We start from the raw sequence: 7,279 nt of genomic DNA on the forward strand, positions 1-7,279 counted from the left end.
GAAGATCAAGGCCGCCGAGGCCGCACTCGCCCATGTCGAAAGCGGGATGCGTCTCGGGATCGGCACCGGCAGCACGGCGGAAGAATTCGTTCGCCTGCTGGCGGAGAAGGTCGCGGGCGGCTTTAGGGTCGAAGGCGTTCCGACCTCCGAACGAACCGCGCGGCTCTGTGTCGAACTCGGCGTGCCGCTGAAGTCGCTCGACGAACTGCCGGCACTCGACCTGACGATCGATGGCGCCGACGAGGTCGATCAGGCGCTCAGGCTGATCAAGGGCGGCGGCGGCGCGCTGTTGCGCGAAAAGATCGTCGCGGCCGCCTCCGAGCGAATGATCGTCATTGCCGACGAGAGCAAGTTGGTGGAAACGCTCGGCGCCTTCGCGCTGCCGATCGAGGTCAATCCATTCGGGCTCGTTTCGACGCGGATCGCGATCGAAAAGGTCGCGGCTCGGCTCGGTCTTTCCGGTGAACTCGATCTGCGCCAGTCGGGTGACGGAGAGTTTACCACGGATGGCGGCCATCACATCATCGATGCATCTTTTGGCCGCATTCCTGATGCAGAGGCGCTTTCGAGCGGGCTGAATTCCATACCCGGCGTCGTTGAACACGGGCTCTTTATCAATATGGCGGCACTTGCGATCATTGCCGGTCCTGCGGGTGCGCGCACGCTGCAGGCAAACAGATAACAGGAGCATATACTCATGATTAACATTGCAGGTCTTGGCCGTCTCGCCGCTGCGACCGTCGTTCTTTCCGGGCTTGCCTTCGGCTCCGCCGTCAAGGCGCAGGAAGTCTCCGAGGAGCAGCTGAAGGCGTCTCGCGCGGCGATCGACGCCATCGGCGCCACTGCCCAATTCGACAACATCCTGCCCGGTCTGGCCGAGCGTTTGAAGGCCGGCCTGATCCAGGATTCGCCGAACTACCAGGACATCATTTCGTCGACGGTCGACGCGCAGGCGCTGGCGCTGGCGCCGCGTCGCGGCGATCTGGAGAAGGAGGCGGCACTCACCTATGCCAAGACCTTCACCGTCGAGGAGTTGAAGGCGATCGCCGACTTCTATAATTCCGACGTCGGCAAGAAGCTGCTGCGCGATGGCCCGGTCGCTTCGCGCGAGACGGCGAAGGCTGCCGACATCTGGGCGCAGGGCATTTCCCGCGACCTGGAAAAGCAGAGCAACGCCGAGCTTTCCAAGGTCATCAAGGCGCCGCCGCCGGCAACAGACAGCCCGACTGCTCCGGCTCCGGCACCGGCTGCCCAGCAGTAAGACCTGCCCCCTCAAATTTGCGAAAGCCCGGCATTGTCCGGGCTTTTTTGCTATGATCCGGCAAATGCCGCTGGCGAGGCTTCAGGTGACTGCAGACATGTCCGATCATGGTAGTGCCGTCCGAGTGCGGATATCCGGCAAGGTTCAGGGTGTCGGTTTTCGCATGTGGACGCGCGATGAGGCGGTACGGCTTGGTTTGACGGGCTGGGTTCGCAATGAAGAGGACGGGTCCGTCGTTGCTGTGATCGCAGGACCCGACGCCGCCGTCACGACAATGATCGAGCGTTTCAGGCGCGGGCCTTCGGGGGCGTCGGTTTCGGGTGTCGAGACGGAAGCAGCCCAGCTTGAAAAGAACCCAACGGATTTCCGCATTACCCGCTGACAGCAGCAATTGCTAGGCAGATGCAATCGGGATCGCACATGTGCCGGAACTCAGCCCTATGGGTTCGGGTTCTTGGCAAGTTGCCACACACCCTCCTCGTCCGGCTCCACGCGCTTGTTGCCGCGGTAGAAAATCGGCAGTCTCGTCTTCTTGTCGATCGAGAAACGGCTCGGCGTGTATTTTTCGTCCTCATGGCCCTGAATGGCGAGGCCGAGCGCTTCCTTGAATTTGCCAGCCCTGCACAGGTTGCTGAAGAGAGTTTGATCCATCTTTTGCTCCGCCATTCTTTTCCATCCCATGGATTGCCTGCCAGCCTCGGCCGACCGGGTCAACCGTAAACGGTGACCGGGTCAACCGGAATGAAGATTCGACGATGGGAACCGGATGACGCAGGAGCGGGCTTTTGTTTTCATGACGATCGCCCCTATATCAGGAACATCCTTCCTGCGATTCCCTTCCGGAGCTCCTCATGTCTTCCTACGACTACGACCTCTTCGTCATCGGCGGCGGTTCCGGAGGCGTGCGCGGCGCCCGTGTCGCCGCCTCGCTCGGCAAGAAAGTGGCGATCGCCGAGGAGTATCGCTACGGCGGCACCTGCGTCATCCGCGGCTGCGTGCCGAAGAAGCTCTTCGTTTATGCTTCGCAGTTCCACGAGCATTTCGAGGATGCGGCGGGTTTCGGCTGGACAGTCGGCGAAAGCAGCTTCGACTGGAAGAAGCTGGTGGCTGCCAAGGATGTTGAAATCGCCCGGCTTGAAGGTCTCTACAAGAAGGGGCTTGCCGGCGCCAATGCCGAGATCCTGGAAACGCGCGCGGAACTCGTCGATGCCCATACGGTCCGACTGCTGAAGACCGGACAGACGGTGACGGCAAAGACGATCGTCATCGCCACCGGCGGACGGCCGAACCCGCATGCAGCCCTTCCCGGTCACGAGCTCTGCATCTCCTCCAACGAGGCCTTTCATCTCGAAGAGCTGCCGAAATCGATCGTGATATCAGGCGGCGGCTATATCGCCGTCGAGTTCGCCAATATCTTCCACGGCCTCGGCGTCGAGACGACGCTGATCTATCGCGGCGCCGAGATCCTGTCGCGCTTCGACGAGGACCTGAGGCGCGGGCTGCACGAGGCGATGGTCGCCAAGGGCATCCGCATCCTCTGCCACGACACGCTGCAGAAGGTTTCGAAGGGCGAGGGCGGGCTCATTCTGGAGACGCTGAACAACGGTACGCTGCAAGCCGGCGTGGTCATGCTGGCGCTCGGGCGCGATCCGAACACCGAAGGCCTCGGCCTCGAGGCGGCCGGCGTCGCCGTCGACGAGCGCGGCGCCGTTATCGTCGACGAATATTCCCGCACCAATGTCGAAAGCATCTATGCGCTCGGCGATGTCACCAACCGGGTACAGCTGACGCCGGTGGCGATCCACGAGGCGATGTGCTTCATCGAGACCGAATACAAGAACAATCCGACCCGGCCGGACTACGAGCTGATCCCGACCGCCGTCTTCTCGCAGCCTGAGATCGGCACCGTCGGCCTTTCGGAAGAGGAGGCGGGCAAGCGTTATTCCGAACTCGAGGTCTACCGCGCCCAGTTCCGGCCGCTGAAGGCCACGCTTTCCGGGCGGTCCGAGCGGATGATTATGAAGCTGATCGTCGATGCGGCGAGCCGCAAGGTGGTGGGCGCCCATATCCTCGGCCACGATGCCGGCGAGATGGCGCAGTTGCTCGGCGTCACGTTGAAGGCCGGCTGCACCAAGGACGATTTCGACCGGACAATGGCGCTGCACCCGACGGCCGCCGAAGAGCTCGTCACCATGTATGCGCCGAGCTATCGGATCCGCGACGGCAAGCGGCTTTGAGCCCTCTTAGCTGGTGATGCGCGGCGCGCGGATGACCTTGAGGAAGAGCTCTTTCATCGCTTCGGCGATGCCTTCGGTCGGCGACACCTCGAAATAAAGGCCGGGCGAGGCGCAGGTCTGCATCTTCGTCGGAATCTCGCTCTGGAACGGCCTGATCCAGTCTTTATACCAGTCGTTGCTCGGCAGCGGCAGGTAGGTGGTGTAGAGCACGGCGATCTTGACGCCGCGATCCTTCAAGGGCTTGCAGAAGGAGGTATCGATCGGCTCCTGGCAGCGACCGCCGGTCGTCTTCTTGGTGCATGTCGACGGCTTGTAGCTGTCGCCGACGCCATCGGAAACGAAGAACAGGATCTTTTGCGGGCTGATATTCGATGTGCCATCACCGGCAGTCTCGATGATGGTGTTCATCTGGGTCATGGCGCTGTCGAAATTGGTGAGTTGGTCCTTATTGTAGTTCTGGTAGGGAATGGTCATCAGGTCGACCGCGTCTGTGTAATTTTTCACCTTCGTGAGGTCGGAGGTGAGGCCCGAAATGGTCGTCAGCTTCGCGTCTTCGGCTTTGGTGCCGAAAGTATAGACGCCCATGCGAAACTGGTCGCTGCTGACACGCTCGGTCTTGGCCGTGTCGGTCAGTGCCTGGGTGGCCAAACGCACCACATCGATGCGCATGGCGACGCCGAGGCTCTTGGCAATGGTGTAGTTGTTGGTGCTCTTATCCATCTGGTGGCAGGCGAAGGCGCAGCCTGTCTTTGCCTCCAGCTTCGAGACGTCGCTCGGGGTCGCGCCGACACCCATAGAGGGCGTGTTGTCGAGCAGGATGTAGAAATCCATGAAGGCGGCGGTTTGATATTCGGCAGTCGCCGCACCCGAGATCGTGATTGAGTCCCGGCCGAGGATGCGCATGAAGGTGGTGGGCACGGTCGCGCTGAAGGAAACCTGCGCATTCAGCTTGTTGGCAGTCTTGGTGACGTCGATTCCGAGATCGACATGAACGTCAGTTAGCTCCCCGGACATTTGAGACATGAAAATATTGCGGGCGTCGTCCTTGCCGAGCGAGATCGTGCCGTTGCCGCTCATGGTCATAGCGGCGGCGACCGCGCCGGATTTTTCCGCGATCGAACCGACGGCGGCGGCATCGGCAGCAGCGTAAAGCTGTGTCCTCAGGCTGAGCGCGTGGGCGAAATCCACCGCCATGCCGGCCGCACCGAAGAGCGGCACCACCAGCAGCGCCGTCATGATGCCGAAATTGCCCGAGCGGTCCGATATGAAACCGGGCGGAAGGATTGCCATGCCATGTCCCCGAAATTGAAACTCTTTCCGGTTCTACATTGAAAGTCTAAAATATAGGAAAATCGACATGGTATATGCTGGTTTAACTAGAGCAGGGCGGGCGGCGGCGGCGAGGCGGCAACTCTCGGCGAATGGTCTTTGCAAGCCTGACCTAAAGGTCTATAAGCCGCCGCATATTGAGGGCATCCTGAGGTATGGATGTGAGAACAGGTGAGTGAGATGGCAGACAATTGGACCCCGAGCAGCTGGCGGCAAAAACCGATCCTGCAGGTTCCCGAATATCCCGACGCAGCCGCTTTGGCGGCAACGGAAGCCACGCTCGCCAGCTATCCGCCGCTTGTCTTTGCAGGCGAGGCGCGCCGCCTGAAGAAGCATCTCGCCAATGTCGCCGAAGGCAACGGCTTCCTGCTGCAGGGCGGCGATTGCGCCGAGAGCTTCGCCGAACACGGTGCCGACAATATCCGCGACTTCTTCCGCGCCTTCCTGCAGATGGCTGTGGTGCTGACCTTCGGCGCGCAGCTGCCGGTCGTCAAGGTCGGCCGCATCGCCGGCCAGTTCGCCAAGCCGCGTTCGTCGAATGTCGAGAAGCAGGGCGACGTGACGCTGCCGGCCTATCGCGGCGACATCATCAACGGCATCGAGTTCACCGAGGAGTCGCGCATTCCGAACCCGGAACGCCAGGCCATGGCCTATCGCCAGTCGGCTGCGACGCTGAACCTTCTGCGCGCCTTCGCGATGGGCGGCTACGCCAATCTCGAAAACGTACATCAGTGGATGCTCGGCTTCGTCAAGGACAGCCCGCAGGGCGAGCGCTACCGCAAGCTCGCCGACCGCATCAGCGAGACCATGGATTTCATGAAGGCGATCGGCATCACCTCGGAAAACCATCCAAGCCTGCGCGAGACCGATTTCTTCACCAGCCATGAGGCGCTGCTGCTCGGTTACGAGGAGGCTCTGACCCGCGTCGATTCCACCTCGGGCGACTGGTATGCCACGTCAGGCCACATGATCTGGATCGGTGACCGCACGCGCCAGGCCGACCATGCGCATGTCGAATATTGCCGCGGCATCAAGAACCCGATCGGCCTGAAATGCGGCCCGTCGCTGCAGGCCGACGACCTGCTGCAACTGATCGACATCCTGAATCCTGCCAACGAGGCCGGACGCCTGACGCTGATCTGCCGCTTCGGCCACGAGAAGGTCGCCGACAGCCTGCCGAAGCTCATTCGCGCCGTCGAGCGCGAGGGCCGCAAGGTCGTCTGGTCCTGCGATCCGATGCACGGCAACACGATCACGCTCAACAACTACAAGACCCGTCCCTTCGAGCGGATCCTGTCGGAAGTCGAAAGCTTCTTTCAGATCCACCGAGCCGAAGGTTCGCATCCGGGTGGCATCCATATCGAGATGACCGGCAAGGACGTGACCGAGTGCACCGGCGGCGCCCGCGCGGTCTCCGCAGAAGACCTGCAGGACCGCTACCACACCCATTGCGATCCGCGCCTCAACGCCGACCAGGCTCTCGAACTCGCCTTCCTGCTCGCCGAGCGGATGAAGGGCGGCCGCGACGAAAAGCGGATGGTCGCCAACGGCTGACAGCGGCCCAAACAGATGACGAAAAGCCCGGTTCACCGGGCTTTTTATTGACAGGCCTCGCTCTTTACTTGACGTCATCCTCGGCCTTGTGCCGAGGATCTGCTGCTCCGGCTGCAGATGCTCGGGACAAGCCCGAGCATGACGAAAGAGGAGTTGGCCGCCTTGTTAGCAGCCCGGCGAACCGCCGGGTTTTTTGTTGCCGTGCACGCGAACCAGCCTCCTCATATACTCGCCTGGACGCTGTGCAGATTGGCGTAGACGCCGTCTTGCGCCATGAGTTCGTCATGGGTGCCCTGTTCGACGATGCCATCAGCCGTCAGGACCAGGATGCGGTCCGCATGGCGGACGGTCGACAGACGGTGGGCGATGACCAGGGTGGTTCGGCCGCTTGCCAGGCTGAGCAGCGCCTGCTGCACCGCCCGTTCACTCTCGTTGTCGAGCGCGCTGGTCGCCTCATCGAAGATCAGGATTTCCGGATTCTTGAGGAAGGCGCGGGCGATGGTGATGCGCTGGCGTTGGCCGCCCGAGAGCTTGACGCCCCGTTGGCCGATATCGGTGTCATAGCCATCGGGCAGGGCGCTGATGAAGTCGTGCGCATTGGCGGCGCGCGCGGCCGCTTCCAGCTCGGCATCGCTGGCGTCGGGCCGGCCGTAGCGCAGGTTTTCCGCCACCGTACCGGCAAACAGGTAGACATCCTGCTGCACCACCCCGACATGGCGCCGGAGCGAGGCCAGCATCACATCGCGGATGTCGATGCCATCGATCTGGATCGCCCCGGCCTCGACATCGTAGAAGCGCGGTATCAGCGCGCAAAGCGTGCTCTTGCCGACCCCTGACGGGCCGACCAGGGCGACGAACTCACCGGGAGCGATGGTGAGCGACAGCTGCTCGAGCACCC

8 protein-coding genes are annotated in these 7,279 nt (G+C 62.0%); 5 read left to right on the forward strand and 3 right to left on the reverse strand.

Translation table 11 applies throughout. From position 1 onward, the window contains the following. From rpiA to FY112_RS02770, 3 genes are all read left to right on the forward strand, one after another. The coding region (gene rpiA / locus FY112_RS02760) for a ribose-5-phosphate isomerase RpiA (protein WP_151517606.1) at window positions 1–682 on the forward strand (682 nt) is incomplete at its 5' end. Window positions 683–697: 15 nt separating this feature from the next. Continuing rightward, window positions 698–1,261, forward strand: coding sequence for a DUF2059 domain-containing protein (locus FY112_RS02765; protein WP_131718580.1), 564 nt, complete (start codon window positions 698–700; stop codon window positions 1,259–1,261). Window positions 1,262–1,358: 97 nt separating this feature from the next. Beyond that, complete coding sequence (locus tag FY112_RS02770) at window positions 1,359–1,643, forward strand: acylphosphatase (RefSeq protein ID WP_094087616.1); 285 nt, start codon at window positions 1,359–1,361, stop codon at window positions 1,641–1,643. 56 nt (window positions 1,644–1,699) lie between these two features. On the opposite strand, the gene FY112_RS02775 is transcribed toward FY112_RS02770, so the two are convergent. Beyond that, entirely contained in the window at window positions 1,700–1,912 is a 213-nt protein-coding gene (locus FY112_RS02775; protein ID WP_094087617.1) for a hypothetical protein, read from the reverse strand. Between the two features lie 200 nt (window positions 1,913–2,112). Here FY112_RS02775 and gor point away from each other — a divergent pair, with 200 nt between their 5' ends. Beyond that, window positions 2,113–3,498, forward strand: a complete 1,386-nt coding sequence (gor, locus tag FY112_RS02780) for a glutathione-disulfide reductase (RefSeq protein WP_151517607.1) — start codon at window positions 2,113–2,115, stop codon at window positions 3,496–3,498. Between the two features lie 6 nt (window positions 3,499–3,504). Here gor and FY112_RS02785 read toward each other — a convergent pair whose 3' ends face one another. Next, complete coding sequence (locus FY112_RS02785; RefSeq protein WP_131718578.1) at window positions 3,505–4,788, reverse strand: pilus assembly protein TadG-related protein; 1,284 nt, start codon at window positions 4,786–4,788, stop codon at window positions 3,505–3,507. A 219-nt stretch (window positions 4,789–5,007) separates the two neighbouring features. Here FY112_RS02785 and FY112_RS02790 point away from each other — a divergent pair, with 219 nt between their 5' ends. Beyond that, window positions 5,008–6,381 (forward strand): 3-deoxy-7-phosphoheptulonate synthase class II, encoded by a 1,374-nt coding sequence (locus FY112_RS02790; protein WP_029875504.1) that lies wholly within the window; start codon window positions 5,008–5,010, stop codon window positions 6,379–6,381. 221 nt (window positions 6,382–6,602) lie between these two features. On the opposite strand, the gene FY112_RS02795 is transcribed toward FY112_RS02790, so the two are convergent. Beyond that, window positions 6,603–7,279 (reverse strand): ATP-binding cassette domain-containing protein (locus tag FY112_RS02795; protein ID WP_151517608.1); only part of this gene is annotated, 677 nt, incomplete at its 5' end.

The organism is Rhizobium sp. PEPV16, from assembly GCF_008919455.1.
GTDB classification, from domain to species: domain Bacteria; phylum Pseudomonadota; class Alphaproteobacteria; order Rhizobiales; family Rhizobiaceae; genus Rhizobium; species Rhizobium leguminosarum_Q.